We start from the raw sequence: 26158 nt of genomic DNA on the forward strand, positions 1-26158 counted from the left end.
AATGTATCTGTTAGTTTGATCAGATACGAGTTATATCAGCGCCCAGTGCTTTTAGTCGCTCGTCAATGTGTTGATAGCCGCGTTCAATTTGCTCAATGTTGTAGATGGTTGATTTACCTTGTGCAGATAATGCGGCTATAAGCAACGACACGCCCGCACGAATGTCAGGAGAGGTCATGGAAATACCACGCAATTTAACCTGATTATCTAAACCGATAACTGTGGCGCGGTGCGGGTCACAAAGAATAATTTGCGCGCCCATGTCTAACAATTTATCTACAAAGAACAGGCGGCTTTCAAACATTTTCTGATGAATAAGCACCGATCCTTTAGCCTGTACGGCAATAACAAGTACGATGCTCAGCAAATCGGGGGTAAAGCCCGGCCATGGTGCATCAGCGATGGTCATAATTGAACCATCGATAAAGGTTTCAATTTCATAATGGTCTTGTGAGGGGATGAAGATATCGTCACCACGCAGTTCCATTTTGATACCCAAACGTTTGAAAACATCTGGTATGATACCAAGCTCTTTATACTGAACGTCTTTAATAGTAATTTCAGAACCGGTCATGGCGGCCAAACCAATGAATGATCCAATCTCAATCATATCGGGCAGCATGCGGTGTTCTGTGCCATGCAGTTCGGTAACACCCTCAATTGTCAAAAGGTTAGAACCAATGCCTGTAATTTTTGCCCCCATGCGGTTAAGCATCTTACAAAGTTGTTGCAGGTAGGGTTCGCAGGCTGCATTGTAAATGGTGGTTGTGCCTTTAGCCAGTACTGCTGCCATAACAATATTGGCTGTGCCGGTTACAGAGGCTTCGTCAAGTAAAATGTAAGTGCCTTTAAGGTCTGATGCATCAACGCGGAAAAAACCGTCCTCCGGGTTGTAATCAAAGCGCGCGCCCAGTTTTTCAAATCCTAGGAAGTGGGTATCTAACCTGCGGCGACCAATTTTATCTCCGCCTGGTTTAGGTATGGAGGCTTTACCAAAGCGGGCCAGCAACGGACCAACAATCATGATTGAACCGCGCAGGCTGCCACCTTTGGCTTTAAATTCGGCTGATTGGAAAAAATCAAGATTAATGTTACTTGCCTCAAAAGTATAGGTATCAGGAGCAAGGCGCTCAATTTTAACGCCCATGTCGCCAAGTAATTCAATAAGCTTATTAACGTCTTTTATATCAGGTATGTTGCTGATGGTTATCTTATCGGCGGTTAATAATACGGCCGATATGATTTGCAAGGCTTCGTTCTTTGCACCCTGAGGTGTAATTTCGCCTTTAAGTTTTTTACCACCTACAATTTCGAAAGCATTCTTCATAAAAAATTTATATAGTGTTTAACAGACACTATCACCGGTTTATTTTGTTTGCAAAGATGTTTAAAAGAGTAGCAAGAAACAAGAGCTTTTAACAGAGAGACAAGGATAACAGGCAAGAACCAAGGTGGAAAAATAAGGGAAGCGATTGTCCTCTCAATAAAAAGAGCCAAAAACTAAGACCCTATATAGAAATCTTGGTTCCTGGCTCTTAGCTCTTGATTTTAATTTGTTAATATTTCCTTGAGCCGCCGTTGTTGCGGTTTTGATTATTGTTACGGTTTTGTTGGCCACCACCGCGGTTTTGCTGCCCACCGCCACGGTTTTGCTGCCCACCGCCACGGTTTTGCTGATTGTTGCGCGGATTGTTATTTCGCGAATTTTGAGCAGGTGTACGGTACTCAACCTTATTAAGGTTGATATTATCTTCTAATTTAAGCTCACCTTTTGAAAGTTCATAAAGGTCGTTCAAAATGATTTCGTCGCTTACTGAGTCTTTATTCCACTGTACATAAGCCATTTTCATAAAATTGGCTATAGCTTGTACCATGTGTTGCTTGCGGGCCGGCTCTTCAATGCTTTTGGCCTTAGCAATCATCAGTTCAATGGTTTTACCATAATGCTTGAAACGTATACGCTGGTTGGGGTAGCCTAACGGCTCGGGTTTAAGGTGTATTGCTTCCGGTGATGGTAAAGGGTAGGGAGAGTCGACATCAATTTTATAGTCAGATATTATGTGCAGGTGATCCCATAATTTATGCTTAAAGTCGGCCACATCTCGTAAGTGCGGGTTTAAAAAGCCCATAAGCTCAATAACCACGTTTGCGTAACGGTTACGCTCTTCTTTGGTAGGCAGGTTTACAATGTACTTAACCATGTTTTGTACATTGCGGCCATATTCGGTTAAAAGTAATTTGCTTCGGGTTGAGTTATAATCAAATTCTCCAGGCGTATTTTTTGCAGCCATGTAATTGTTTTGAGTAAAATTTTAGTTCGGCGCTGTACTTTTTAAATAAAAGCATTGGATGTAAGCAGCGCCCGATTTGATAAGTTAATAAATGTATTATTTATACGGGTAACGCAAATATAAACTAATTTGTGTGGGTATGATTAAAATAATTGCTGCAAATATGTAATTTTTTATAATAACACGAAAGAGGCCGTTGCACACTGCACATTAAATACTTTAATAATGCTTTAACTAACTAGTTATAAAGATCTGCGAGCACCGGCAGGCTTGGTGTTGAACACCTAATGGATTGCCGGAAATGATATGCCTTTGATATTCCGGTACAGTTCCACTGCGTATAGATCAGTCATGCCAGACACAAAATCAAGCACACTCTGAATTTTTGAATACACATCAGTGTTTTTGGTGATGAATTGCTTTGGTATAAGCTTAACCAGTTTTTGATGATAGTGCGTGTTATTATGCATTACCGCAGGTATAAATTCTTCCAATAAACCACCCATTACTTTATAACCGGCTACCTCAATTTGCACTACTGATTGGTAATTGTATATTTTTTCAACTGATATCTTACTGATGGTTTTCCACGGTGTTTGAAATGGCTCAGGCAATGCATCAGTTAAACCCATGTTGAAATTGCCGCTGAGTATAGATTGCTGATTTTCCATGAATACTTCAGAGCAGGCAGTTATTAAATTGTTTATTGCCTTGGCGCGCATAATGCTTACTTTGGCATCTTCATCTTCAAACTCGTCTTCCAGCCATTTACCCATGCGCAAACTGTTGCAAAGTGGCATAAGTAGCTCCTTTATCTTGTCGTAAGTTAATATTTTAAGTCGATGGGCATCTTCAAGGTCAATAATGTTGTAGCAAATATCATCGGCCGCCTCAACTAAGTATACAAGCGGATGCCGTTTGTAAATTAATGGGTGATCATGAGCCTTAATCATACCAAGCTCGGTAGCAATAGTTTGAAAGCTAGCTTGTTCAGACTGAAAAAAGCCATACTTTTTTTGATGGATGTTACCTTTAACATGTCCGGCAATAGCGTCGCATGGGTATTTGACTATGGATGCAAGCGTGGTATAAGTTAAGGCAAAAGCACCGTTTCCCTTACCGCTAAAAGGGTGTGTAAGTATGCGCAATGCATTAGCGTTTCCTTCAAAATGCGTAAAATCGTGCCATTGCTCGTCACTAAGCCGAGAGCGATAAATACTGCCGTCACCATCAGTAAAATATCTTGACAAAGCCGATTCGCCCGAATGACCAAAAGCCGGGTTGCCCATATCATGTGCCAGGCAGGCTGCAGCAACCATATTGCCAACCTCACTTATGAGTGGCAGGCGTTTGTCTAACTTGCTATCCTGTTTTTTTAAGTTGTTGTAAAATATAGCGCCTAACGATCGGCCAACACTGGCAACCTCGAGGCTATGGGTAAGGCGATTATGAACAAAAACACTTCCAGGCAGGGGAAATACCTGCGTTTTATTTTGCAGGCGACGGAAGGGCGAAGAAAATATCAGCCGGTCGTAATCACGCTGAAACTGAGAGCGTGCCTTATCCTGATCCTGAACATCGTCGTTATCAATTCCCCATCGTTTAGCCGAGATGAGCTTTTCCCATTGCATCATAATGCCGGCAATTTACAAGGAATTTCAATAAAGCACTAAACAAACAAGCCGCGCTTTTAGTGAGCACGGCTTGTTTATAAGGAAATAGCATACACTATTTCTTTTTTTTGTTGTCGCTTGCCATTTCTTTAGCAGCGGCACTTTTTTCTTGCTTTGAAGCTTTCGGATCTCTCATTTCTTTTGAAGCTTCGCTTTTTGAATTTTTCTTTGACGTAGGCATAACTGTTAGTGTTAAGTTAAACAAGCAAAATATTAACTTAATAATGTTAAATGCGTGCTTAAAGTTTTCACCATCTAAAGTTTAAACCCCAAATTAAAATTCGTTTTAGTTGTATAGTTAACTAAGCGCTGCAAAGTTTTTGTAAAACAGCGGTATAGTCTCAATGCCTTTATAGTAATTAAATATATCGTATTTTTCGTTAGGAGAGTGCAAGGCATCACTGTCAAGACCAAAGCCCATAAGCACTGTTTTAATACCTAACTCTGCTTCAAACAAAGCTACAATTGGTATGCTGCCACCGCCACGGGTTGGAACAGGCTCAACTCCAAATGCCTCGGTAATTGCCTTTTGGGCGGCTTGGTATGCCACGCTATCGGTTGGTGTAACAACAGGCTCACCGCCATGATGAGGCGTAACTTTAACCTTTACGTAAGGAGGAGCAATGAGTGAGAAATGGTCAGTAAATAACTGTGTGATTTTATCAGAAACCTGGTTGGGTACCAGTCTCATCGAAATTTTAGCATTTGCTTTCGATGGCAACACTGTTTTAGCGCCTTCACCAATATAGCCGCTCCAAATTCCGTTTACTTCAAGAGTAGGGCGTGTGCCGGTACGCTCAAAGGTACTGTATCCCTTTTCGCCCCAAACCTCGTCAATACCTAAATCTTTTTTATACTCATCCTCATTGTAAGGAGCTGAGTTTAATGCGTCTTTTTCGTTGTCTGTAAGTTCGACAACGTCATCATAAAAACCTGGTATGGTTATATGATTATTTTCGTCGTGCAGGGAGGCAATCATTTTCGCCAGTATAGTAGCCGGATTTGCTACCGCACCGCCATAAACGCCTGAATGCAAATCGCGGTTAGGTCCGGTAACTTCAACCTCAAGGTATGAAAGGCCTCTTAACCCTGTTTCCAAAGATGGAGTTTCCATGCTAAGCATTGAAGTATCTGATATCAGTACAACATCAGCCTTTAACCGCTCCTTATTTTCCTTTACAAAAATGCCCAGGTTGTTTGATCCAACTTCTTCTTCGCCTTCAATCATAAACTTTATGTTGCATGGCAGGGTATTGGTTTGCATCATGAGTTCAAAGGCCTTTACATGCATGTAAAACTGGCCTTTATCATCACAAGCACCACGGGCATATATCTTTCCGTCACGAACTGTAGGTTCAAACGGCGGGGTTTCCCAAAGCTCAAGCGGATCGGGTGGTTGAACATCATAGTGCCCGTATACCAAAACCGTTGGCTTTGTGCTATCAATAATTTTTTCGCCGTATACTATGGGATAGCCGGCCGTTTGGCAAACTTCCACATTGTCGGCACCTGCTTCGCGCAGTTTAGCTGCCGTATAATCGGCTGTTTTTAATACATCAGCCTTGTATTTCGGATCGGCGCTAACCGATGGAAAACGCAGCAAATCGAATAATTCATCGAGCATACGTTGTTTATGCTCTTCAATATACTGTCTTATAACTTGCATATTTTGCCCATTTGGTAATGATGCAAATATAGGATTATTAAACAGGCTGTAGTTTACAAAACTACTGGTAAAACTTAATCAATTTATCCATCGTATGAGGATAGAGATTAATAATTGCAAATCAACGTTTAAACCCGCTTATGTAAATAAGACTAAAGTTATAAACATGTTATTGCGCAATAATTAAACAATACTTAACTTTAAGGCTAAAATATGCTCAGCATATACACCTAAAGCTATACCAATTATAACTTTAATAACAAGGCAATCAATGGTTAATACAGGTTATTACCTGCCACCATCAGCCGTACCTAGTATGGCTTTTACACTTTTTGAACTGGCTTTACTTAATACCGCTTTAGCTTCTGCCAGTTTTAAAGCTGCAACCGTGGTGTTAGCAGCTGTTCCCGGCTTTACGCGGACATCAGGTGTTGCCGAAGCATTTGTGACGCCCGCTGTGATAACTAAAGCAGATAAAATAAATAACCGTTTCATGAATTTTTTAAAGTTATGACCTGGATTTGTACTGTTTAGCTTCTATCACGGTTTGCCCGGACGCTCAACACCACCATCACCGGTGCCTAAACCACCACCACCAATCTCAGTATTGTCATCATCGTTAGTAGTGTTACCCGCTACCTTAGTTACAGTTGGAGCAACTTCTTTTTCTTTAGTACATGATGACACGATACCAGTTGAAACAAATAATGCGGCGATCAATAAAATCTTTTTCATAAAAAATTGTTTTGTAGTTATTTATATCTGTTACCTAAAGCAACACTACAAAAGTAATTAAGTTTTCATACATTCAAAAAAAAATTAAAAAAAAAATTTTTGCTCATTTTTGGTACCCTTTGTTACTATATTTAAAACATTTGTTTTGGGTTATCGTAATATGTGTTTAATGAGAAATTTCTTCACCCTTATATTGTTGCTGGCGATAAGTTGCGTTGCATATGCACTTCCCGATCATATAGCAAGCAAACAAGATTCAAATGAGGTGTTGAGCACTATAGGGCGTGGTTTTGATGTAAGGCTTACCGACCCAACGCAAACCGTAAAGTATGCTGATAAGGCGTTACGATTGGCAAAAAAAATCAACTTCACTAAAGGCGTAGCAGCAGCCTATCGTATTAAGGGATTAGGTGAGCATTATTTAGGTAATAATGAGAAGGCTATTGAGAACTACTTTGAAGCATTAGCCAATTACCAAAAGATAAATAATACTATAGGTGAAGTTCGTATTTATTTAAATATAAGCACTTTATACCAATATGTTGATTATGATAAATGTCTAGAGTATTTGAATGAAGCCCGCGATTCTTATTATTCGGCTAAGTTGGACAACCTTGATATCCTGGCGTCTATATATCTGAATATGGGTAACGTTTATCAGTTACAGGCAAATTATAATAAGGCGCTAAACAACTATATGAAGGGTTACCAAATTATTCACAAGCTGGATAATGATGAACTTAAAGTAACGGCCATGCAAAACTTAGGTGTTGTTTACACATCAATAGGAAACACCGATAAAGCCAAGGAATATCTCTACAGTTCTTTAAGCTTGGCTAAGGGATTGGATTTAAACTCGCCGGTAGCACAAATCAATTTATCGTTAGCTGAAATTTATATTAGTGAAAGTGATTATGCTAAGGCACGCCAATGTTTACAAGAGGGGCGTGCTTATGCTATTTTAAGCAAGAGCGAAAAGTTGCTTAAGGATTTTGAGAATAACTCATACCTACTTGAACTTAAGCAAAAGAACTACGAACGTGCGCTTTTGCATCTGCAGTCTATATACAAACAAGACAGCATTGAATATGCATCCCGAAACTCAGCTGCTTTAACCCTGTTTCAGGCTAAATACCGGCAGGAAGAGTTAAGGAGGGAGAACGAGCGTATTACGGACAGGCAAAAATATGAACGGAGTATTGCCATTGGTACCATTGTTTTAGCAGCGCTGCTTATTGTGGTGATTGTGTTACTAACAAGTAACGTAAAACGTAAGGCCGAAACTAATAAAAAACTTACGGAGCTTAATGCTGAGATATCAAACCAGAAAGATAATCTGGACAGGATCAATCATCATTTAGAAGAGATAATTGATGAGCGTACTAAAGATTTGCAATTAAAAAATAAAAAACTTTCAGAATATTCCTCACATCTGTCGCACCAGGTACGTGGGCCAATAGCAACCCTTAAAGGATTAATGAACCTGGAAAGGGAAGGGTTGGTAAGCCAGGAAGAATGTATTCAGATGATGATTAAATGTGTATCTGAAATTGACGATAAAATTATTGACATGAGCGATATGCTGCACAATCCTGAGCGTGCCGGTATGTAATAAAAAATAATCCTCAACAAAATTGCTTACTTTATTCAGCTAGCGTGCAAGAGTGGTAATGTACTGTGTATTTGTGCTTCAATTAATCCTAAATACAAGCAATACCAGGCAATCATTTGCAATATCAAAACTTTACGATGTTTACTGTACCCACGCGTTTCAAACGCAAGTTGCGTATCACCATCGGTTACAAAAAATCTTACCTCACCTTTACTTGGCTTAAACGGCGCTGTTAACAAGTCAACAACTGTTATTTTGAGCTTTGTATCCGGATCATGAATAGTGCCCAGTTTTTGGCGCTGATTATTTGAGGTGGATAGCAAGTAGTTAGTCATAATAACCTGTTTTAGTCAGCCTATTACGACACAATTATTACTCCAAAAGGGTAATTAGAATGAATAAAAATAAAAATACCGTATTAATTGATTTTTACGAAACGTATTTAACTTACGTTTAACCAATTTATACGGTACTATGAGTTGATGTCCTTTTTAAAATATAAAATGCGTTAAGCCTATCTGTTAACACATCATATTCTTATACTGCATATGATCTTTTATTGTGCAGTTCTTCATACAGTTCAATTACCTTGCGCTGCAAATCGGCAATCTCCGCCTCGCGGTCTGAAAGTTTTTTCTGTGCAGCACTCATGCTTGAATACTGTTTCTCCGTTTCGGTAAGGCCTAAACCTAATAGTTGTACTACGCTAATTTCATAGATGTTAGCAATTTGCTCTAATCTTGAAAGATTTACATCGGTAATACCGGTTTCGATTTTCGAAAATGCTGGAATAGATATACCTAACCTGTTGGCTACATCTTCCTGGCTCCAGCCACGTTGATGACGTAATGTGCGGATGTTATTTCCTACTGAATTTACCGCTTTGTTGTTAATTAATGGGCTCATAAAAAAAGTTTAAACACCTAAGGGGAAAGGGGTGTTACAGCTTACAATTCAAAGCATATGCCAACAACCAAAAGTTAGCATTAATGTAACAAAAAGGCAATCTGAATAATCCTTTCAGTTAAAGGTGTTGAAATTATTCCACAAATGCGGGGAATTCAGAATTGGGCATTTACTCAAAGTGGGGTGCTTTTTACCGGCTGTTGCTTAAACGGCAAATCGGGTTTTATGCACAGGTTTGCATAATAATTTATCTGTAAATAAATTTAATTAAAATGAAAACGTAGTGTAATTAAAAAAGCCGCTACAAAATAGCGGCCTTTTTTGCAAATGCATTAAGGTAGTTAGTTAACTATTCGCAATTTGGCAAATTTTAGTAATAGCTGTTTGTTACCAATTTCTTTGAAAAATATAGTAGCCTTTATATCGGGCTTATTGCCTTCAAGGTTTACAACTTTACCGTAACCAAAGCGTTCATGCTCTACTTCCATCCCTACCTGCAGGTTTGAAGTGTCAGAAGGGGCAAAGCCCGCTGAAGGTACGTGCGCTTTAGCCAGTAACGATGTAGTTTTGACTTTGGTCGGCGTTGGCGATGCAGCAGCCTTTGGTTTCGAAAACGTATCACTATTACGATTCCATGCTTTGCGGTCATCATCAAAAAACGGATTACCGGTTTGCTGTTTAGCCTTAAAATCTAATTCCAGGTACTGAGCATCAATTTCATCTAAAAACCGGCTCGGTTCGCAATTAATCAATGTGCCGAATTTAAAGCGTGATGTAGCATAGCTTATAGTCAACTTACTTTCGGCACGGGTAACGGCTACATAAAATAGGCGGCGTTCCTCTTCCAGGTCTGTACGCGAGTTAAGTGACATTTGTGAAGGGAACAGGTTTTCTTCTAAACCAACCACATATACCTGCGGGAACTCAAGTCCTTTAGATGCATGTATGGTCATCAATGAAACCGTATCGGCATTGGGGTTTTTGTCGTTATCATCATTAGTTAACAACGCCACATCCTGCATAAAAATATCCAAACCGCGCTCTTCAATATCTTCACGTTCCGAAAATTCTTTGATACCGTTCAACAGCTCCTGTATGTTTTCATAGCGGTTAAGACCTTCAACCGATTTGTCTTCATATAAATCTTTCAACAAACCCGAATGCTGAGCAATATGCAAAGCTGCATCGTAGGCGCTCAGCGTTTGCGCAATTACCTGAAAGCTTTGTATAAGGGTTGAGAACGTTGCTACAGCGGCTGTGCTACGCCCATCAATATACCTGGCCGGCTCTTTAACAATTTCCCAAAGGGTGGTATCGTTTTGACCTGCGGCCAAAATAATTCTATCTACAGTTGTATCACCAATGGCACGTTTAGGATAATTGATAACGCGCTTAAGTGCTTCCTCGTCATTTGGATTGAAGGTTAGCCTGAAGTAAGCAATCAGATCTTTAATCTCTTTACGTTGATAGAACGACAAGCCGCCATAAATTTTATACGGAATGTTTAGCTTACGCAAACCCTCCTCCATAGAACGCGACTGGGCGTTGGTGCGGTATAAAATGGCAAAGTCGTTCCATTTCATACCTTTTGTGCTACGGTCTTGCATAATGGCTTCGGCAATAGTCTTGCCTTCTTCATTATCACTGTACGCACGTATCACCTTTATTTTATCGCCGTGATCTTTCTCTGAAAATACGTTCTTTTTAAGCTGCTCCTTATTGTTTGATATGATGCTGTTGGCAACATTAACAATGTTTTGCGTTGAGCGGTAGTTTTGCTCCAGCTTAAACACTTTCAAATCAGGGTAATCCTTTTCGAAGTTGAGTATGTTTTGGATGTTTGCACCACGGAAAGCATAAATACTTTGCGCATCATCACCCACTACACAAAGGTTTTCATTAATGGCAGCAAGTTTCTTTACAATAAGGTATTGCGAAAAGTTGGTATCCTGATACTCATCTACCATTAAGTATTTAAACTTATTCTGATACTTGTATAGTACGTCAGTATGTTCTTTTAGCAGGCGGTTGGTTTGGAATAAAAGGTCATCGAAGTCCATGGCACCGCTTTTAAAGCAGCGCTGGGCGTACATTTCATAAACCTTACCTAAATGACCACGACCGTTTGAAAAGTCATCAGCTTGTATTTGCTCGTTTTGCTGATACTCGGACCACGAAACCAGGTTATTTTTAGCAGCCGATATGCGCCCGTAAACATAATTTGGAGCGTATAATTTATCATCAAGGTTCATTTCTTTCAAAATTGCCCTTAAAACGCTTTTGCTGTCGTCAGTATCGTAAATGGTAAAATTACTTGGGTAGCCAATTTTAGTAGCCTCAACTCTTAATATTTTGGCAAACACGGAGTGGAAGGTTCCCATCCAGATGTTTTTGGCCTCGGGACCTATAACCTTACTTATACGCTCGCGCATTTCTTTGGCGGCTTTGTTAGTAAAGGTTAGCACGAGTATGTTAAACGGATCAACGCCTGTATGTATAAGGTGAGCCACCCTGTAGGTAATAACCCGCGTTTTGCCCGAGCCGGCACCTGCAATAATCATTACCGGTCCGTTAATCTGCTCGGCGGCAGCCCTCTGCTGCGGATTTAATCCCTGTAAATAATCCAAAATCTTTCCTCTTTCTGTTAAACTGCGAAATTAGAACTTTGGGCTGAAAGGCGAAAGCAGAGTTGTATGAATTTGTGAAAACATGCTGCGTTCCCCTGATTTAGGTTGGCCTAACTCGTGCCAATACGTCGCCCTAACGCAATTTGGGTTTAAACATAATTCGCAATTGAACATATAAATCCGAAATCATGAAAAACCTTTAGCTTAGCCGGCTGGTTTAAATAAATCCGACGTAAGACATCCAAAATCTAAAATTAAAATGAATCGTCTCGCCAATTCAGCATCACCATACTTACTGCAACACGCTAATAACCCTGTTGACTGGTACCCATGGGGTACTGAGGCTTTACAACGGGCAAAAGATGAAAATAAGCTCATACTGGTAAGTATTGGTTATTCTGCTTGCCACTGGTGCCATGTTATGGAGCACGAAAGTTTTGAAGATGCTGAAGTTGCTGCATTAATGAATGAGCATTTTGTATGTATTAAAGTAGATAGGGAAGAACGCCCCGATGTTGACCAGATATATATGAGTGCCATACAACTCATGACGAATCGTGGCGGTTGGCCGCTTAACTGTATCTGCCTGCCCGATCAGCGACCAATTTACGGCGGCACCTATTATCAAAAGCACGATTGGATGAACATACTCATGAGCCTGGCCGATTTCTATTACAACCGGCCCGATGAAGCTATTGAGTATGCAGTAAGGCTTACTGAGGGCATACAGCAATACGAAACTGTGAAGCTCATAACTGAGGAGCCCGAATACGATTTAAATGATTTACAAACCATTGTTGCCAACTGGAAAAAATACCTGGACGCCACAGAAGGAGGTATGGGTCGGGCGCCTAAATTTCCGATGCCTAATAACTGGTTGTTTTTGATGCGCTACGCACATCACATTAAGGATGACAGCCTTGCACAGTTGGTTAAGCTTACCTTACATAAAATGGCGTTTGGTGGTATTTATGACCATATTGGTGGTGGCTTTGCCAGGTACTCGGTTGATGGCCGATGGCATGTGCCTCATTTTGAGAAAATGCTGTATGACAATGCGCAGCTTATAGGTTTATATGCCGAAGCTTATGCGTGGAGCAATAACGACTTATATAAGGAAGTAGTTGAGCAAACCATTGACTTTACCGAACGCGAATTGACCTCACCTGATTATGGCTTCTACTCGGCACTCGATGCTGACAGCGAAGGAGTGGAGGGCAAGTTTTATACTTTTACAAAACCCGAAATTGAAGAAATTTTAGGTGACGATGCCGATCTGTTTTATATCTACTACCACGTAGTTGATGACGGAAATTGGGAGGAGGAGCATACCAACGTATTCTACCGCAAGGAGCAGGATGCCCTTTTGGCTAAAACTTTGGGCTTGACCACCGAAGAGCTACAAACGGCTATAGCAGCAGCAAAACTTAAAGTATTTGAAGCGCGCGCCACCCGCATCCGACCAGGACTAGATAATAAAATACTGGCATCATGGAACGGGTTAATGCTTAAAGGCCTGTGCGAGGCTTACCGGGTTTTTGATAAGGAGGCATATCTGCAGTTAGCGCTAAATAATGCCAAATTCATTCAGCAAAATTTGATTAATGCTGATGGTCGTTTAACACGTATTTACAAAATAGATGCACAAGACGAAAAACCTGTAGCCTTTTTAGATGATTATGCCAATGTGATAGAAGCCTACCTTGCACTATACGAGGTTACTTTTGACTTTCAATGGTTGACAGTGGCCCGTGACCTGGCCGATAAAGCGATTGAACTCTATCTTAACGAAGTTGATGGCATGTTCTTTTATACCGCTGCAGACGATGAGCAGCTGATAGCCCGCAAAAGTGAAATAATGGATGGTGTAATTTCTTCATCCAATTCAGTAATGGCACGTAACCTTAAACGGTTGGGTATGTTGTATGAGATAAGCAGATATGAAGAGATATCGGCGCAGCTGCTGCGCAACGTAATGCCTTTCATGGGTAAATACGGATCGTCGTACTCAAACTGGTGTTTGTTGTTGCTTGAGGAAATAAGCGGCTTATATGAAGTAGCCATTACAGGTAACGATGCTGATGATATGCGTGCCGAGATGGAACAATTTTATATTCCTGATAAAATTATGTTGGGCGGTAACGAGGAAAACTTACCTTTACTGCAAAACAGAACGGGAGAAGACACCCGCATTTTTGTTTGCAAAGACAAAACCTGCGGATTGCCGGCCCTGTCGGCGGCCGAAGCTGTAAAACAAATATGGCTTTCGTAGCTTTACATTATTAAACAATTATCCAATGAAAATTGAATCACAACACGTCGTATCGTTAACTTACGATTTGTATGTTAACCAGGAAGACGGACAAGAAGGCTTGGTTGAGAGCGCAACCCAGGAACAGCCATTAACATTTTTATATGGCGCCGGCCAAATGTTGCCACGTTTTGAAGAGAACCTGAGCACACTGTCAACAGGTGATAGTTTTGACTTTAAACTAAGCGCCGAAGACGCTTATGGCGAATATAACGATGAGGCAGTAGCCAACCTGCCTAAAGAAATGTTTGAAGGTGAAGGTGCCGAACTACCTGAAGTTGGATCAATATTACCTTTACAGGATAACCAGGGTAACCGTTTCCAGGGTCAGGTAGTGTCAATTGCCGAAGATTCGGTTATTGTTGACCTAAACCACCCTATGGCAGGTCAGGAACTGCACTTTAAAGGCGAAATCATTAACGTTCGTCCGGCAAATCCTGAAGAGTTGGCTCATGGCCATGCTCACGGACCCGACGGTCATCACCAGCACTAAATAAAAAAGCCGCTTAATTTAAGCGGCTTTTTTATTTTATAACATCTCCAGCCGGTCGGCCCCGGTAAACCTGCAGGGTATTACCATTCTTACCGCTACGCGTTCGTTGTTGAGCGTTGCCGGTACAAATACTTTATCTTCATCACTCAAAAGCTTAATATTGAGATTTAGTAGTGCATCGTCTTGGTAAGGTACCGGCCTTGCAGGTTTAATGCGCACTTTGAATTCTGCGAGTCTCCCGTAAGGACTTATCAAAAGCTCCATGGTAACAGAAGCCATGTCATTACTTATGCTCCAATAATCTTTGGGTAAGCGCACTAAATTTACATAGTTCAAAAACCCATAGTAACTACCACCAACACGTATTGGCCTGGTAAAACGAGGATTGTTGTTTAGTGAGTCATCAACAATATACATTATATGTTGATTACTGTCTGGCGCAGCTTCGTAAATCAGGCTGTCCCTGTCGTAATTATAACGTTGTGTAAGTTTGCCCTTTTTATCAAAAAATGTCCAGGTAGCTTTTTTTTGGTTATGGTCATATAAACCGGCGGCAATAAGCGTTTTTTTCAAGTAAGCGGCATACTGACCGTTCAGAACAGAGTAATCAGATTTAAGCACGCGGTAACGTTCGGTTACACCCGGAGTAAGTTTTCTGCTGCGCTCAACTGTTTCCTGTGCAAAAACATTCAGTATAATAAAGGAAAGTATGATTGTGTAGAATAGTTTCACAATTTAAAATATTAGAATAATAAGGTTGTTAGACCTCTGTTATTTGATATCGTTAAGTCGCAAATATAACAACAGCAGCAAGAGCTAAGTTTCAGTCATTATATTATTGTGTAACATAATTGTGCTGTAATATAATGTATTGAATTTATTACCAATTGCCTCATTATAATTTCCATATGCGTACTAAATTTGTAGTTGCAACCATATAAACATCTATTGTAACATTTATACTTTATAATAAACCCTCGTCTGCCTGTGCAGTCGTACCCGCTATACATCAACAACCTTAAGATATGCAATTAAAAAACATAGTAGCGCCGCTTGTTGCCTTTTTGTGCTGTACAGGCATTAACAACAGTCTGTATGCTCAAAATTCTGACATTTCATCAGGAGTAAAAGCACCGTCAACAGTAAAAGTTGACGGCAAGACAACCGAATGGGGTAATTTGCCTGCTTATAATAAAGCCACCACCTTGCGCTATACATTGGCAAACGATGCTAATAATCTTTACCTGGTTCTTACCTGCACCGATAATCAAAACATCAATAAGCTTTTGGCAGGTGGATTAACGTTCACCATAAACAAAGACGGTAAAAAGAAGGAGAAAGATGCAGTGCAAATTCAGTATCCGCTACAAGGCAAAAACGGAGGTGGCTTCAGGGGTATGCGCTTTGGTGGTAGAGGTACCAATATTAACGTTGATACGGCAGCACTAGTAAGCTCGAGGAAACAAATGGTAGCTGCGGCTAAGGAAATAAGTGTTATTGGTGTTAAACAAATTACTGATACCCTTATATCAATTTACAACACCGATGGTGTTAAAACCGGCATAAACTTCGATTCGAAGGGGAATCTCTATTATGAACTTGCAGTGCCATTAAAATTGCTTGAGTTAAACGCCGGCAATGCTACGGAATTGGCCTATAATATAAAGCTGAATGGAATGCAGTTTGGCGGCAACCGTGAGCGCGGTGAGGGAAGACCCGGAGGCAATGGTGGCGGAAATTTTGGCGGAAATATTTCTATTAGTGGCGGCGGCGCTTTTGGCGATACAATGATGGACTTAATATCACCAACTGATTTTTGGGGAAAGTATAAGCTGGCTAAACCTTAAGCTTATCTGTTATTTTGCATTGAAACCTTATCACATGAAACATACAGTACTCTTTATTTTTTTACTGCTGTGTACAGCTACTGTTTTTGCTCAGCTCCCGGCGCGGCAAGGTGGCAACAGCAAGCCCCCTTTAGCCGTACGCGAGGTTAGCGGTATAGTAAAAGACAGCACCGATAATACCATAATTGGTGCAACAGTAAAGCTTAAGGCCGGCACCGATAGTTTAACTACCACAACCAATGCTGATGGAATCTTTGTCTTTAAAAACGTAAAGTCGGCTACCTTCGTTATCAGCATAACGAGTATAGGCTACAAGCCTGTAATTAAGCGCATGCTAAATAATGATGCTGTTGCACGCCTGGTGCTTGATCCTTTTGTATTAGGTGTGCAAGCTAACCAGTTGGCAGCAGTAGAAGTCAAAGGCCCAACCATAACTTACAAAACTGATACGGTTGAATACCGGGCCAGTGATTACAAAGTGCGCCCTAATGCAACAGTAGATGAGTTATTGAAAAAAATGGAAGGCATGGAGGTAGGCAGCGATGGTTCTGTTACGCACCAGGGCCAACAGGTAACCAAAGCTAAACTTAATGGAAAAGACTACGCCGGAGGAGATTTGGCGCGGGCTATACAAACCTTAGGTGCCGATATAGTTGAGAAAATTCAGGTAGTTGATGACTACGGCGATCAGGCCGCCCGTACAGGAATTAAAGACGGAGACCCGCAAAAGATCCTTAACATCACCACCCGTGCCGACCGTTCAGTTGGTAATACAGCACGTATAAATGCAGGTGCCGGAAATAACGAGCGGTATGAAACCAACATTGACCTTAGGCGCATAAACGGCAATAAAGTGCTTAACGTTAGCGGAAATTTACGCAATACTGTAAACGGTGTAGCCTCAAGTGGTATTGCAGGCGGGGCTGATGGCGGGCGTGGCATTGGCCAGGGTGGCGGTAATGCCGGTGGCGGTGGTGGCAGCGGAGGTACAACTACATCGGGCAGCCCTTCAATAACGTACCGCGATCAGTGGGGGAAAAAAATTGAAGTTAACTTAAATTATAGGTACAACTTTAATAACGTAAATTCAATTAATAACAGCTACGGTCAAACATACTACCAAAACAGGTTACCAGGTGGAGTTACATCGTCTGATACGTTAATATTTACGCGCAACAGCGAATCGCAAAACAACAGTAAGAATCACAATTTTACATTCGAAATGGAGTATAGCATTGATAGTGCTAACTTTTTGCGGGTGACACCAAGTTTTTCGCTCAGCAATGCTGTTGCCAATAGCTTTTCAAACAGGTTTGATACAGGTTTACGTTTTCAGGATAACACCGGCAGGGGCATAAGTGATAACTCTACGCCTAATTACGGTGGTATTGTGTTTTACCAGCACATATTTAAAAAACCGCGCAGGAACGCCTCTGTACAATTAAGCTATACCCGCAGTAACCAGCAGCAAAGTACCGAAAATGATAACAACACGCTGTTTAAAGATTCATTAGGTAATGTTACGCGTGATTTAAACACACACCGTTTAACAACCCGCGATAATTTAACACGCAACTTCCGTACAAGTATAACTTATGTGGAGCCTTTAAGTCAGAAATCGCAGTTGGAATTTAATGCTCAAATAAACAGGCGTGCTTATGATAACAACGCTGTGATTGACAGCATTACACCGGCCGGGAACCGTGTAGCATTAAGCAGCAACCTCAATAACATTTTCAATTATTCATTCACTGAAAGCCGCATGGCGTTAAATTACAGGTACAATCAAACCAAGTTTAACATGTCTTTTGGCGTTACGGCGGTACCTACCAACCTTTCAGGTACAAATGTAAGCCGGGGCGGTATCGAAACCAGTCGTAATAATTTCTTTATTATTCCAATTGCCCGTTTCGAGTATGCATGGTCAAGGCAGCACAGGGCTTCAATAAATTATACAGGTGCCCCGCAAGAGCCAAGTTTTAATCAAATACAGCCAATTGTTGATTCGTCAAACCGTTCAAACCCTATTGTTGGTAATCCTAACCTCAAAGTTGCGTTCAGGCACACTATAAATGCACGCTACAATAATTATTTGTCAAACTCAAGGTTTACCATTGGTGCCAACTTATATGGTACAAGCGTTCAAAATCAAATTACTACAAACAACGTAAGGATCATTGACCCGTTAGACCCGGAGAAAAAGGCGTTTATTAATCAAACCAATTACGTTAACATCAGTGGATCATATAGCATTGGCGGTAATTACACCTTATCAAAGCAACTGGCCGACCGTAAATACAACCTGGCTTTAAATGGTAGTGTGAGTTATAATCATACGCTGGCTATGGTTGATAATTTACCAACCACCAGCAACGGATGGAGGATAAATCAAAGGTTTGGGCCACGCATTAATCCTAACGAGTGGATGGAGGTAAACCCGTTTATTTCTTATGATTACACCAAAACCTTCCTCATTGTATCAGATACTAAAACAACCAGCATACGTCGTACCGCGCTTGCTATTGACGGTCGATTCTTTCTACTCAAAGAAGGCTCACTGACCATTGGTTACGATGCCAGCAAAAACTTTGTAAGTCAGCAAGGTTACAGCAGCAATCCGTTGGTAATAAATGCCTATGTAGAAAAGAACTTTTTAGCAAAACGCAACCTTACTTTCCGCCTGCAGGTATTTGACTTGCTTAAGCAAAACAACTTTACCAACCAGGTGATTAACGATAATGGCTTTACCAATACGCTGTCAAACGCATTAAGCAGGTACTTTATGTTTAGCGTACGCACCAATTTGCAAAAATGGAGCGGAACGCCTATGCGTAACGGCAGACCAATGCGCCGCCGTGGCGATGGTAGCTTTTTTTAAACAGGCAGATACTAATCGTTTTAAGCCGCAGACGAGGATATATTACTCATCTGCGGCTTTTTACATTAAATAACATTGTGTATGGGCTGTAAATATTTATTGTGGTTATACGGTGTACGGGCTAAAAAACATAATTTCGCCACTGTAGTTTAATACCTATGGCTAAAATTGCATTAATAACAGGAGCTACCGCCGGTATTGGCGAGGCCTGTGCTCATCTATTTGCCCGTGAAGGGTATGATTTGATCTTAACAGGTCGTAGGCAGGAAAGGCTGGACGCGCTAGCACAACAGCTAAACACAACCTACAATGTGCGTATAGCCGTTGCTGCGTTTGACGTTCGTAACCGCGAACAGGTGTTACATCATTTAAATACGTTGCCTGATGATTTAAAGCAGGTGGACGTACTTATTAATAACGCAGGACTAAGCCAGGGACTTGATCCTTTACAAAATGGCAGCTACGATGATTGGGACACCATGATTGATACCAATTTAAAAGGTTTGCTTTATGTGAGCAAATTAGTAGCAAACTGGATGATTGGCAATAAAAAAGGGCACATCATTAATCTTGGTTCAATTGCCGGTAAAGACACCTATCCAAACGGAAACGTGTACTGTGCTACCAAATCGGCCGTTGATGCACTTAGTAAAGGAATGCGCATGGATTTACTGCAGCATGGTATTAAAGTGACTGCAATACACCCCGGAGCTGTAGAAACTGAATTTTCGGAGGTGCGCTTTAAAGGTGATAAGGAGCGCGCTAAAAAAGTATACGAAGGCTTTACACCACTAAGTGCACAGGACGTAGCTGAAACCATCTGGTTCGTAGCATCGCGCCCGGCGCATGTAAATATTAATGATTTGGTGCTGATGCCTACTGCCCAGGCTACCGGAACTATGATACATCGTTCATAAGCAAAAAAGTTGAGTGTTTGATGTATTGCGGCACTAGCACACAATCCTAATCAGTTAATCAATAAAGCCAATTATAACAACACAATTAAAAAAATGTCTCTCGAAACAACCATTAACCAAGATATAAAGCAAGCCATGCTTGCAAAAAACGAAGCTAAACTTCGCGGATTGCGTGCAATAAAATCAGCTCTTTTGCTAGCTAAAACCGAAAAAGGGGCTTCAGAAGATATAACTGAAGAAACCGAGATTAAGGTACTGCAAAAGTTAGTGAAGCAACGTAAGGAATCGGCTGATATTTACCAGGCACAAAACCGCCCCGACTTATATCAGGTAGAAAAGGAAGAAATGGACGTTATTGAAGCTTACTTACCAAAGCAAATGAGCCGTGACGAAGTTGAAGCTTTTTTGAAAGATTTGATTAGCAGGGTAGGTGCTACTTCAGTAAAGGATATGGGTAAGGTGATGGGTGCTGCAAACAAGGAACTTGCCGGCAAAGCCGATGGCAAAACAATATCTGAAGTGGTGAAACAATTGCTTGCTTAATTTAATTTGTTTAGTATTGAAGCAACGTTTCAAATTAAACTAACTTTACAACCTTGTTACGGCTGTTTTAAATATTAACGAGTTGGTCGTAACAAAAAACTATAGCTTATACTGCTCTGAATTGTATGAAATACGTGCTTAAAGAAGAAAAGGGTTTTATTTATATTGACGAAGGGCAGGGCCCTGTGCTGTTATTGCTGCACGGTTTAATGGGCGGTTTAAGCAACTGGGAGGGGGTTATAGACGAGTTTAAGCACGATTACCGGGTTGTGATACCTATACTGCCAATATTTGATTTACCGCTGTTAACTACCGGAGTTAAAACGTTAACTAAGCATGTGCATCGCTTTGTTAAGCACATGAATTTAAACGACTTTGTACTGGTTGGTAATTCACTAGGTGGCCATGCCGGCTTAATATACTGCGTACTGCACCCTGAAAGGGTTAAGTCGCTGGTTTTAACGGGCAGCTCGGGTTTGTATGAAAATGCCTTTGGCGGATCGTTTCCACGCCGGGAGAATTACGAGTTTGTAAAGGAAAAAGTTGAATATACTTTTTATGATCCTGCTACCGCAACCAAAGATTTGGTTGATGAGGTGTTCATCCTGGTGAATGACCGCTCAAAGGTGGTTCGTTTGCTTGCTATGGCTAAATCGGCCATAAGACACAACATGGCTAAGGAATTAAACAAAATTACAATGCCGGTAGGGTTAATATGGGGACGCGATGACAAAATTACACCGCCGGAAGTAGCAGTTGAATTTAATCAGTTACTGCCCGATTCAAAGTTATACTGGATTAATAAATGCGGCCACGCGCCGATGATGGAACGCCCCGACGAGTTTAATAAACTATTAAGGGAGTATTTAAACGAACTGAAACAAAAAGCTTAACATTATGCTTGCAATAGAGTTAGCTGCCAATACCATACCGCCGGTTACCACAACCGACAGCATTCAACTTGCCATTGACCGTATGGCCGAGTTTAAGGTTAGGCACCTGCCTGTTGTAAATGATCAGTTGTTTATTGGTTTGCTGGCCGAAGCAGATATTACCGATCCTGATCATAGTTTGCCTGTAAGTTCATTACAGCATTTGCATGTTAATACATTTGTTTATGAAGATAAACATGTGTACGATGCCGTGCGCATGTTTTACGAGCATAATTTAACTATTGTGCCGGTACTGGGGCCAAACAAAACTTACGATGGTGTAATAAACCAATATGCCATGAATGCCTATTTTGGCGAGATAACCGCCATTGCACAACCGGGCGGCATTATTGTGCTTGAAGTAAGTAACCGCGAAAATTCAATGTCGCAAATGGCACAGATTGTTGAGTCTGACAATGCTCAGATTTTAAGCTCATACGTACGTAATTTTCCTAATTCTACACGTATGGAGGTTACGCTTAAATTAAACAAAGCCGATATTTCTTCAATTAACGCTGCATTTTTGCGGTATGGCTATGACGTTAAAGCCACGTTCAATCATAACGACGATGATGATGATTCCATGAACCGGTACGAATCGTTCATGAATTATCTCAACATGTAATTACTATCCATGAGAATAGCAGTTTACGGCCGCCAGTTTAACGACACGGTTATACCTTATATTCAACAGGTATTTGATGTACTTGCACAGCATAATGTTGAAGTATACATTCACCCGCAACTGCAGGCAACGCTGCAAGATCAAATTGGTAATCTAAATTTCCCTGTGCTTGATAGCACCAGCGAGCTAAAAGGTTTTATTGATGTTTTTTTAACACTTGGCGGCGATGGTACCATGCTTGACGTGGTTACGCTCATACGCGACAGCGGTATACCGGTAATAGGTATTAATTTTGGCAGGCTTGGCTTTTTGGCCAGTGTAAATAAAGATGATATTGCAGCCGCCATTAATGCGGTAGTAAATCATCAATTTACTTTAGACAGCCGTGAGCTGATTTGCATAAGTTCAGAAGCCGAGATTTTCGGAAAAGATAACTTTGCCCTTAACGATATAACAATTCACAAGCGTGATGACTCGGCCATGATTACCATGCATGCTTATTTAAACGGCGAGTTCCTTAACACCTACTGGGGCGATGGTATTATTATATCTACTTCTACTGGCTCCACAGCTTATTCATTAAGTTGCGGCGGACCGATCATTTACCCACAAAGCGACAGTATTGTATTAACGCCGGTGTCTCCTCATAATCTCAACGTGCGCCCAATTGTACTGCCCGATAATATCACACTAACCTTTGAAGTTCAAACCCGTAGTGCTAACTATTTAATCAGCTGCGACTCGCGCACGGCGGTAATTGATACGAGCATGAAGTTTGACATCCGTAAGGCAGGCTTTCGCTTAAATTTAATCAGGCTTAACAATGAAAGTTACCTGTCTACCCTGCGTAATAAATTATTATGGGGATTAGACGCCCGTAATTATTAAATTTGTTTATGCCGCGTTTGCTCACTATCATTCTGTTGTTTTTTTGTGTTACAACAGCCCAGGCCCAAAAGTGGGAGTTTGGTGTATTGGCAGGTGGCTCGGGATATATGGGCGATTTAAACCAACGCAACCCTTTGCAGGTTAGCGGAGTAGCCGCCGGCTTATTTGCCCGTTATAATTTCAGCGGTTACGCTGCAGCCCGATTAAGTATTACAAAAGCACAGATAGAAGGTGCCGATAGCACATCGCGCTTCAAACAACAACGTGACCGCAATCTGAGTTTTTTCACCCCATTAACCGAGGTGGCTCTTATTGGTGAGCTAAACTTTATGAAATACCTTCCCGGCGCAGGCTATAATAGTTTTACACCCTACATATTTTTGGGGTTGGCAAGTGCAAATTATAACCCTCAAGCTAATTACAACGGGCAAAGCTATGAATTGCGTCCATTGCGCACCGAGCAGCAACGTGTACCTTATAAAAACAGTACCCTTGCCGTACCGTTTGGCGCGGGAGTTAAGTATAATATTCTTGGCAAGTTGAGTCTTACGGGCGAAGTAGGTTACCGCACCGCTTATACCGATCGCCTTGACGATGTAAGCGGCTTGTATGCTTCCAAATCATCATTTGCAAATCCCATTGCACGTGCGTTAAGTGATCGCTCTGGGGAACGTAACGGTATTTATATAGGTGATGCAGGCACTCAAAGAGGTGATACCCGTAAACATGATACTTACATGTTCTTCCAGATCAGTTTGTCGTATACCTTCTTAAGTCAAAATTGTTATTATTAATTAAGTAAGGTTATCAAATGATTTTTGTGTTTGTTATTTGCTGCTTTGAAGAACATCAAGTTTTAGCTTGACTTTGGTTTAAGACAGCTCAGGTATTCTTCAATAATTAACAAGGCACCTAATACACCTAAGTAATCATTCTCCCCAGGCTGTAATTAAAATATTTCGTGATCCGCCGTGATCGCGGTGCTCGCAAAGGTAAATTCCTTGCCATGTCCCTAATGCCAATCTTCCGTCAGTTACGGGTATCATTACTGAAGTGCCAAGTATGGCGGCCTTTAAATGAGCCGGCATATCGTCCGGTCCCTCATCAGTGTGCAGGTAATCAGGGTCGTTTTCAGGTACTGCTTTATTGAAGTATGTTTCAAAATCATGTCTTACTGTTGGGTCGGCGTTTTCATTGATGGTCAACGATGCAGACGTGTGCTGTATAAAAACCTGGCAAATGCCCGTATATATTTGATTTATTTGCGGAAAATTTTGAATAATTTCTTTTGTAATTAAATGAAAGCCTCGCTGTTTTGGCTGCAAACGAATGCTACGCTGAAATATTTTCATATAGACGAAACGGATGGGTATTAAGTGTTATAAGTAGTTATGAAATTTACCAGAAAAATATCGCTTATAGCTATAACCTTTTCTTAAAATTTAAGTAAAAGGTAGTAATATTATCATCAAAAATAATATTACCCCCGATTAATTATTAACTAAGATTATGCATACCTCATCAGCTCCCGTACCAGCCAACGAAATGGACAGGTTGAAAGCCCTGGCCGATTTAGACCTTGATTATACCGCACTTAACGAAAATTTACAAAGTTTAAGTAAGCTTGCTGCTAAGGTAGCAGGTACCGAAATTTCCATGGTGAACCTGATTGATACATATACGCAATGGACAATATCAAATCATGGCCTGGATTTGGACCAGATGAGCAGGGAAGATTCTGTTTGCCAGTATACCATTTTAGGAAATGATGGATTTGAGGTAAAGGACCTTTCAGAAGATGATCGTTTTAAAGATAAGTTCTATGTAACCAGCGATCCTAATTTGCGTTACTACTATGGTGTTCCGCTTCGTGCTGATGATGGTATAAATTTAGGCGCTTTATGTGTTCTTGATACACAGCTGCATAACCTCACGCCAGAAAAGGTGGAGATGCTTAAAATAATTGCAGATGAAATTGTAAACAGGCTTAAAGCGCTGAAGGTAATTGAAAGCATGCGTAACCATGTATCTGAAGTTACTGAAAATCAGCGCAGGGTAGCCCATGACATACGCGGTCCATTAGGCGGTATTATTGGACTGGCACGTATAATAAGTGAGCAGGGTGACGAAAACACAATGGAAGAGGTGTTGGAATTTATTCATCTTATTCAAAAAAGCGGACATTCTATTTTAGAGCTTGCTGATGAAATATTAAGCGTTAAATCAATACAGGCAGCCAACGAAGTGAAACTTGCCTCAGACGAATTTAACCAGGTAACTTTTAAGGAAAAACTACTCAAACTATACACGCCTCAGGCACTTAACAAAAAAGTAACGTTTAGTGTGAATACAAGTGCCGATACGCAAAACATCCCATTCTTTAAAAACAAGTTGCTGCAAATTGTAGGGAATTTAATTTCAAATGCAATTAAGTTTACGCCTGAGGGAGGATTTGTAAAAACACATTTATCATTGGATAGTGTAAACGAAGGCCGCACGCTTCATATAAAGGTAGAGGATTCGGGCGTGGGTATTACACCTGAGCGTATACAGCAAATTATGAGCGGTAAAGGCGAATCAACAAACGGAACTCATGGTGAACAAGGCTACGGGTTTGGACTTGCACTTGTTAAACACCTTATTGATAGTTTGAGTGGACAATTGCAGGTGATATCGAAAACAGGCAATGGCACTACGTTTACTGTAAGCTTGCCACAACAGGCCTCAAAAAAATAGTAGTCTAACTTTGATCGCCGTGTAAAGCTGCCCAGGCTTTGCACAAGTGCCTCTCCGGTATGGAGGGGCATTTTTGTTTTAGGATTGTTTTAAGTTATATCAATTGATGTTATTGCTTAAAAATATCAACTGTGGAATTGCAATTCCCCAGCAGTTGAGTAAAGTTGGGAAAACTTAACCACAGGTTAATCGCTGTTTGTCTTGCTTAATGCTTTTGGCACGATATGAAATATTTGTTTTTATAGGCGTTAAGGCCGTTTTTGCTTTGTTTGCTGCTTTCGAGCGGCTGCTGGTACAGCAGTTGCCTATTACTTATCAAACAACAACAACAAAATAAGAACACACCCTTTCCCCCTGATTGATATGAAAACTAACTTTACCTTCGCCGCCATCATCCTTTTCGCTGCTGCTTTCCTTACCAGCTGCCAAACCCAGAATGTTGCCTCACGCTTTACCTCAAAGTATGCTAAAGCCAACA

Annotated in this window: 24 protein-coding genes; 12 read left to right on the forward strand and 12 right to left on the reverse strand. The window is 40.9% G+C overall.

Going from position 1 to position 26158, the window contains the following annotated elements:
* Window positions 1-19 precede the first annotated feature (19 nt).
* The 7 genes from murA to QZ407_RS13270 all read right to left on the reverse strand — a co-directional run bounded on the left by murA (window position 20) and on the right by QZ407_RS13270 (window position 6365).
* Window positions 20-1327, reverse strand: coding sequence for a UDP-N-acetylglucosamine 1-carboxyvinyltransferase (gene murA, locus QZ407_RS13240; protein WP_295771853.1), 1308 nt, complete (start codon window positions 1325-1327; stop codon window positions 20-22).
* A 229-nt stretch (window positions 1328-1556) separates the two neighbouring features.
* The gene (locus tag QZ407_RS13245; RefSeq protein ID WP_295771855.1) at window positions 1557-2291 is read right to left on the reverse strand and encodes a DUF4290 domain-containing protein; all 735 of its coding nucleotides are present in this window, start codon (window positions 2289-2291) and stop codon (window positions 1557-1559) included.
* 284 nt (window positions 2292-2575) lie between these two features.
* A complete protein-coding gene (locus QZ407_RS13250; protein ID WP_295771905.1) occupies window positions 2576-3922 on the reverse strand; it encodes a deoxyguanosinetriphosphate triphosphohydrolase in 1347 nt (448 codons plus the stop codon).
* A 97-nt stretch (window positions 3923-4019) separates the two neighbouring features.
* On the reverse strand, window positions 4020-4145 hold the full coding sequence (locus tag QZ407_RS13255) for a hypothetical protein (protein WP_295771856.1): 126 nt from the start codon (window positions 4143-4145) through the stop codon (window positions 4020-4022).
* A gap of 117 nt (window positions 4146-4262) precedes the next feature.
* Window positions 4263-5630: a dipeptidase gene (locus tag QZ407_RS13260; protein WP_295771858.1), complete on the reverse strand. Its 1368-nt coding sequence runs from the start codon at window positions 5628-5630 to the stop codon at window positions 4263-4265.
* A 288-nt stretch (window positions 5631-5918) separates the two neighbouring features.
* Window positions 5919-6125, reverse strand: a complete 207-nt coding sequence (locus tag QZ407_RS13265; protein ID WP_295771861.1) for a hypothetical protein — start codon at window positions 6123-6125, stop codon at window positions 5919-5921.
* A gap of 45 nt (window positions 6126-6170) precedes the next feature.
* Complete coding sequence (locus QZ407_RS13270) at window positions 6171-6365, reverse strand: hypothetical protein (RefSeq protein WP_295771862.1); 195 nt, start codon at window positions 6363-6365, stop codon at window positions 6171-6173.
* Between the two features lie 169 nt (window positions 6366-6534).
* Between QZ407_RS13270 and QZ407_RS13275 the strand changes: the two genes are divergently transcribed.
* Window positions 6535-7977 carry a tetratricopeptide repeat protein gene (locus tag QZ407_RS13275; protein WP_295771864.1) on the forward strand — a complete coding sequence of 481 codons (1443 nt, stop codon included), beginning with the start codon at window positions 6535-6537 and terminating at the stop codon, window positions 7975-7977.
* 35 nt (window positions 7978-8012) lie between these two features.
* Here the strand turns inward: QZ407_RS13275 and QZ407_RS13280 are convergent, their stop codons facing one another.
* From QZ407_RS13280 to QZ407_RS13290, 3 genes are all read right to left on the reverse strand, one after another.
* A complete protein-coding gene (locus QZ407_RS13280) occupies window positions 8013-8312 on the reverse strand; it encodes a hypothetical protein (RefSeq protein ID WP_295771866.1) in 300 nt (99 codons plus the stop codon).
* A 202-nt stretch (window positions 8313-8514) separates the two neighbouring features.
* Entirely contained in the window at window positions 8515-8883 is a 369-nt protein-coding gene (locus QZ407_RS13285; protein WP_295771868.1) for a helix-turn-helix transcriptional regulator, read from the reverse strand.
* Between the two features lie 341 nt (window positions 8884-9224).
* Complete coding sequence (locus QZ407_RS13290) at window positions 9225-11510, reverse strand: UvrD-helicase domain-containing protein (RefSeq protein ID WP_295771871.1); 2286 nt, start codon at window positions 11508-11510, stop codon at window positions 9225-9227.
* Window positions 11511-11769: 259 nt separating this feature from the next.
* Between QZ407_RS13290 and QZ407_RS13295 the strand changes: the two genes are divergently transcribed.
* A complete protein-coding gene (locus tag QZ407_RS13295) occupies window positions 11770-13782 on the forward strand; it encodes a thioredoxin domain-containing protein (RefSeq protein WP_295771873.1) in 2013 nt (670 codons plus the stop codon).
* A gap of 25 nt (window positions 13783-13807) precedes the next feature.
* Entirely contained in the window at window positions 13808-14314 is a 507-nt protein-coding gene (locus tag QZ407_RS13300) for a peptidylprolyl isomerase (protein ID WP_157541984.1), read from the forward strand.
* Between the two features lie 36 nt (window positions 14315-14350).
* Here the strand turns inward: QZ407_RS13300 and QZ407_RS13305 are convergent, their stop codons facing one another.
* Entirely contained in the window at window positions 14351-15046 is a 696-nt protein-coding gene (locus tag QZ407_RS13305; RefSeq protein ID WP_295771875.1) for a hypothetical protein, read from the reverse strand.
* 293 nt (window positions 15047-15339) lie between these two features.
* Here QZ407_RS13305 and QZ407_RS13310 point away from each other — a divergent pair, with 293 nt between their 5' ends.
* The 8 genes from QZ407_RS13310 to QZ407_RS13345 all read left to right on the forward strand — a co-directional run bounded on the left by QZ407_RS13310 (window position 15340) and on the right by QZ407_RS13345 (window position 23738).
* On the forward strand, window positions 15340-16161 hold the full coding sequence (locus QZ407_RS13310) for a hypothetical protein (RefSeq protein WP_295771877.1): 822 nt from the start codon (window positions 15340-15342) through the stop codon (window positions 16159-16161).
* Window positions 16162-16195: 34 nt separating this feature from the next.
* Window positions 16196-19039 (forward strand): TonB-dependent receptor, encoded by a 2844-nt coding sequence (locus tag QZ407_RS13315; protein ID WP_295771879.1) that lies wholly within the window; start codon window positions 16196-16198, stop codon window positions 19037-19039.
* Between the two features lie 158 nt (window positions 19040-19197).
* Window positions 19198-19956 (forward strand): SDR family oxidoreductase, encoded by a 759-nt coding sequence (locus QZ407_RS13320; RefSeq protein ID WP_295771881.1) that lies wholly within the window; start codon window positions 19198-19200, stop codon window positions 19954-19956.
* Window positions 19957-20049: 93 nt separating this feature from the next.
* Window positions 20050-20499, forward strand: coding sequence for a GatB/YqeY domain-containing protein (locus tag QZ407_RS13325; RefSeq protein WP_295771883.1), 450 nt, complete (start codon window positions 20050-20052; stop codon window positions 20497-20499).
* 125 nt (window positions 20500-20624) lie between these two features.
* Entirely contained in the window at window positions 20625-21392 is a 768-nt protein-coding gene (locus QZ407_RS13330; RefSeq protein ID WP_295771885.1) for an alpha/beta fold hydrolase, read from the forward strand.
* A gap of 4 nt (window positions 21393-21396) precedes the next feature.
* Window positions 21397-22056, forward strand: coding sequence for a CBS domain-containing protein (locus tag QZ407_RS13335; RefSeq protein ID WP_295771887.1), 660 nt, complete (start codon window positions 21397-21399; stop codon window positions 22054-22056).
* 9 nt (window positions 22057-22065) lie between these two features.
* Window positions 22066-22944 (forward strand): NAD kinase, encoded by an 879-nt coding sequence (locus tag QZ407_RS13340; RefSeq protein ID WP_295771889.1) that lies wholly within the window; start codon window positions 22066-22068, stop codon window positions 22942-22944.
* 8 nt (window positions 22945-22952) lie between these two features.
* Window positions 22953-23738 (forward strand): DUF6089 family protein, encoded by a 786-nt coding sequence (locus QZ407_RS13345; protein WP_295771891.1) that lies wholly within the window; start codon window positions 22953-22955, stop codon window positions 23736-23738.
* Window positions 23739-23873: 135 nt separating this feature from the next.
* On the opposite strand, the gene QZ407_RS13350 is transcribed toward QZ407_RS13345, so the two are convergent.
* On the reverse strand, window positions 23874-24296 hold the full coding sequence (locus tag QZ407_RS13350) for a secondary thiamine-phosphate synthase enzyme YjbQ (RefSeq protein WP_295771893.1): 423 nt from the start codon (window positions 24294-24296) through the stop codon (window positions 23874-23876).
* A 157-nt stretch (window positions 24297-24453) separates the two neighbouring features.
* On the opposite strand from QZ407_RS13350, the gene QZ407_RS13355 reads away from it, so the two are divergent.
* Complete coding sequence (locus QZ407_RS13355) at window positions 24454-25680, forward strand: GAF domain-containing sensor histidine kinase (protein ID WP_295771895.1); 1227 nt, start codon at window positions 24454-24456, stop codon at window positions 25678-25680.
* Window positions 25681-26158: the final 478 nt, after the last annotated feature.

Origin of the sequence: uncultured Mucilaginibacter sp. (assembly GCF_913773635.1) — a bacterium.
Classification (GTDB): Bacteria; Bacteroidota; Bacteroidia; order Sphingobacteriales; family Sphingobacteriaceae; genus Mucilaginibacter.

What these genes read in the sequence shown, in the direction of transcription:
- murA (WP_295771853.1), bottom strand. Translation starts at nt 1,327, where the DNA reads ATGAAGAATGCTTTCGAAATTGTAGGTGGTAAAAAACTTAAAGGCGAA.
- QZ407_RS13245 (WP_295771855.1), bottom strand. Translation starts at nt 2,291, where the DNA reads ATGGCTGCAAAAAATACGCCTGGAGAATTTGATTATAACTCAACCCGA.
- QZ407_RS13250 (WP_295771905.1), bottom strand. Translation starts at nt 3,922, where the DNA reads ATGCAATGGGAAAAGCTCATCTCGGCTAAACGATGGGGAATTGATAAC.
- QZ407_RS13255 (WP_295771856.1), bottom strand. Translation starts at nt 4,145, where the DNA reads ATGCCTACGTCAAAGAAAAATTCAAAAAGCGAAGCTTCAAAAGAAATG.
- QZ407_RS13260 (WP_295771858.1), bottom strand. Translation starts at nt 5,630, where the DNA reads ATGCAAGTTATAAGACAGTATATTGAAGAGCATAAACAACGTATGCTC.
- QZ407_RS13265 (WP_295771861.1), bottom strand. Translation starts at nt 6,125, where the DNA reads ATGAAACGGTTATTTATTTTATCTGCTTTAGTTATCACAGCGGGCGTC.
- QZ407_RS13270 (WP_295771862.1), bottom strand. Translation starts at nt 6,365, where the DNA reads ATGAAAAAGATTTTATTGATCGCCGCATTATTTGTTTCAACTGGTATC.
- QZ407_RS13275 (WP_295771864.1), top strand. Translation starts at nt 6,535, where the DNA reads ATGAGAAATTTCTTCACCCTTATATTGTTGCTGGCGATAAGTTGCGTT.
- QZ407_RS13280 (WP_295771866.1), bottom strand. Translation starts at nt 8,312, where the DNA reads ATGACTAACTACTTGCTATCCACCTCAAATAATCAGCGCCAAAAACTG.
- QZ407_RS13285 (WP_295771868.1), bottom strand. Translation starts at nt 8,883, where the DNA reads ATGAGCCCATTAATTAACAACAAAGCGGTAAATTCAGTAGGAAATAAC.
- QZ407_RS13295 (WP_295771873.1), top strand. Translation starts at nt 11,770, where the DNA reads ATGAATCGTCTCGCCAATTCAGCATCACCATACTTACTGCAACACGCT.
- QZ407_RS13300 (WP_157541984.1), top strand. Translation starts at nt 13,808, where the DNA reads ATGAAAATTGAATCACAACACGTCGTATCGTTAACTTACGATTTGTAT.
- QZ407_RS13310 (WP_295771877.1), top strand. Translation starts at nt 15,340, where the DNA reads ATGCAATTAAAAAACATAGTAGCGCCGCTTGTTGCCTTTTTGTGCTGT.
- QZ407_RS13315 (WP_295771879.1), top strand. Translation starts at nt 16,196, where the DNA reads ATGAAACATACAGTACTCTTTATTTTTTTACTGCTGTGTACAGCTACT.
- QZ407_RS13320 (WP_295771881.1), top strand. Translation starts at nt 19,198, where the DNA reads ATGGCTAAAATTGCATTAATAACAGGAGCTACCGCCGGTATTGGCGAG.
- QZ407_RS13325 (WP_295771883.1), top strand. Translation starts at nt 20,050, where the DNA reads ATGTCTCTCGAAACAACCATTAACCAAGATATAAAGCAAGCCATGCTT.
- QZ407_RS13330 (WP_295771885.1), top strand. Translation starts at nt 20,625, where the DNA reads ATGAAATACGTGCTTAAAGAAGAAAAGGGTTTTATTTATATTGACGAA.
- QZ407_RS13335 (WP_295771887.1), top strand. Translation starts at nt 21,397, where the DNA reads ATGCTTGCAATAGAGTTAGCTGCCAATACCATACCGCCGGTTACCACA.
- QZ407_RS13340 (WP_295771889.1), top strand. Translation starts at nt 22,066, where the DNA reads ATGAGAATAGCAGTTTACGGCCGCCAGTTTAACGACACGGTTATACCT.
- QZ407_RS13345 (WP_295771891.1), top strand. Translation starts at nt 22,953, where the DNA reads ATGCCGCGTTTGCTCACTATCATTCTGTTGTTTTTTTGTGTTACAACA.
- QZ407_RS13350 (WP_295771893.1), bottom strand. Translation starts at nt 24,296, where the DNA reads ATGAAAATATTTCAGCGTAGCATTCGTTTGCAGCCAAAACAGCGAGGC.
- QZ407_RS13355 (WP_295771895.1), top strand. Translation starts at nt 24,454, where the DNA reads ATGCATACCTCATCAGCTCCCGTACCAGCCAACGAAATGGACAGGTTG.